General features: G+C 41.4%; 2 protein-coding genes. One reads left to right on the top strand and one right to left on the bottom strand.

What is annotated here, in order from left to right:
- Positions 1-256 (top strand): SRPBCC domain-containing protein (locus E1163_RS00960; RefSeq protein WP_185155907.1); only part of this gene is annotated, 256 nt, incomplete at its 5' end.
- A 114-nt stretch (positions 257-370) separates the two neighbouring features.
- Here the strand turns inward: E1163_RS00960 and E1163_RS00955 are convergent.
- Positions 371-2414 (bottom strand): right-handed parallel beta-helix repeat-containing protein (locus tag E1163_RS00955; RefSeq protein WP_155168655.1); only part of this gene is annotated, 2044 nt, incomplete at its 5' end.

Genomic DNA, 2414 nt, shown 5'->3' with positions numbered 1-2414 from the left:
TCGTATGGAAGCCAAGGACGGCAGTATGGGATTTGATTTTGGAGGTGTCTATGACGAGGTAAAAACCAATGCTAAGATCAGATATACTATGGACGACGACAGAAAGGTCAGTATATTGTTCAAAGAGGAAAACGGCAAGACCAGGGTAACTGAAACTTTTGAAGCAGAGGGAGAAAATTCTGTAGAAATGCAGAGGGATGGCTGGCAGGCTATTTTGGATAACTTCAAAAAATATGCGGAAGCAAAGGGAAAGTAACGCTCTCTTACCGGTTTCATTTATAGAGAACTTTTGCTAAAGCGGGGCTTCGGAATTTATAATTCCAAAGCCCTACCCTTCTCTTTCCTGTAATAGAGTTTGGCTTATATCCCGCTATTTTTTAACAAGCACTCTGCTTATCACATCCCTATCCTTAATTATCCGGAGTGTATATATTCCCTTGCGAATACCACTGATGTCAATTGTATTAAGCCCACCCGATATGGATTGGCTAATTATAACCTGCTCAAAGGCATTGAGGATATTTATTGTTGCCTTATTTTGCATGCTTGGTGGTAGAGCAATGTTTACATAGTCCTGGGCCGGATTAGGGTATATAGATATTTCTGTATCAGTGCCACGAGCCACTGATTTAGAAACAGATTGGCTTAAAAAGCTCGTCTCGAAACAACCTAAATCCGGACTCGTACCCTCATAGCTCACTCCTCCCGCAGAAATTCCGGCATCAATCAAATCAGACCCACTACTTAAATGCAAGGTGGTAATCTCAGGAAGATAACCATTCGACGAATTTCGCGCTGCACTTAATTGAGATAAATTCAGACTCTGAAAATCTTCATCAGATACGGATACACCACTCATTGTAAAAGTGTTGTACCCCTCATTACTTGAAGCATAGTCCAAATTAATAATTGCTTGCCCCGAACTTGGGATATTAATATTCGAATTTGAACTGTAGTGAGAGATATTATTGTTGAGGATCATTTTTTGCCCAGGAGTATCAGTGATCTTATAAGCTCCATTACTTCCACTGATAATTCCACCCAGCATATTGAAATTGACTCCATTATTATAGGCCGTATTACTATACCATTTTAAACCTCCAGGGTGGTGATTAGCATAGAATCCTGCTGACCTGTTACCTACAGACAAACACTTCTTTGTGGTATGACTTGGAATAGTAGAAGGTAATCTTCTTGGTGTTAAGCCATAACCTCCGGCCTTAAAGCCGTTACCATTAGACAGCTTAGTATAGTTTGTTGAGTAACCATTATAAAAAGCCCAGCATTCTTCAAAAGTAACAGACTCAAAGGCACTGATTGCATCAAAACCGTCGTCTGCACAGAACCATGCTCGACACCCTTTGAAAACATTTCCGGTGCCACCAGCAGCAGGGTGTGCGCCAAAACCATCTGAATTTTCACCAAGTCGATTCCCAGAGGTCTTATCCCAAATATTATAGGCATCGCAGTTATAAATCAGGTTATTAGCTCCCTTGGCCAGGTAGAAACCAATAGCTTCACTATCATGCATCACCAGGCGCTCATATTTATTGTTGCTTCCTAAGTTTCTTACACATTCTGATTGTGTGTTGTAGGTAACAGCCAGGTTAACGGGTACATTAATTATCTCAATACCCTTTAAGACTATGTAAGATGCGGTAACAAGTATTCCTGTTATACGCTTTTGCTTGGTTACACCACTGTAATTAAAAATGGGTGTTTCGCTTCCGTAGTTATAGTATTTTATTGGTGCAGAGGAGGTTCCGCTAGTGGTGAGTTTGGTTCCACATGCATATAATGAGTTATCTTCAGCAACCGTTGTTCCATTTGCATTTACATAAGTCAGGTCACTATTTGTAATGTTGTATTGGCCTCCACGGATATAAACAACATCACCAGCTTGCACTACACTGTTTGCTTTTTGTAAGGTAGCGAATGGACTGGCCTTGGAAGTTCCCAAATTGCTATCACTACCGTTGGGTGCTATATAGTATGTTGTAAACGTGCTACCTGCAGGGGTGACTTCTGTGTAATTTGAATTGACGGAAAGGCCGTTTGCATCAGTACCCTTGACCCAATAGTAATAGGTAGTTCCATTAGCTACACTTGTATCTGTGTACTTTGAAGATGCCGTTACTGCAATTCGCACACGTCCTGCCGGGTTATTATCAGTGTCGCGGTAAACAGAATAACTTGATGTTATATTGGTCGCATCCCAGGTCAGGTTAACTTCCCCACTAGTAGCTGCTGACGATAACCTTATTGACGACGGTATTAAAGGCGTAGCCGAACTAACGTTGGAGTTAACAGTGCTGCCATCTGTCCCTGTCGACTTTACCCAATAATAATAAGTGATCCCATTAGCCACATCTGTATCCCGGTAATTGAGAGACCCTGTAACTGCAATTCTCACC

The organism is Fulvivirga kasyanovii, from assembly GCF_009711405.1.
Lineage (GTDB): Bacteria > Bacteroidota > Bacteroidia > Cytophagales > Cyclobacteriaceae > Fulvivirga > Fulvivirga kasyanovii.
Note: the sequence above shows the minus strand (reverse complement) of the source record. Positions and strands in the feature narration are given on the sequence as shown.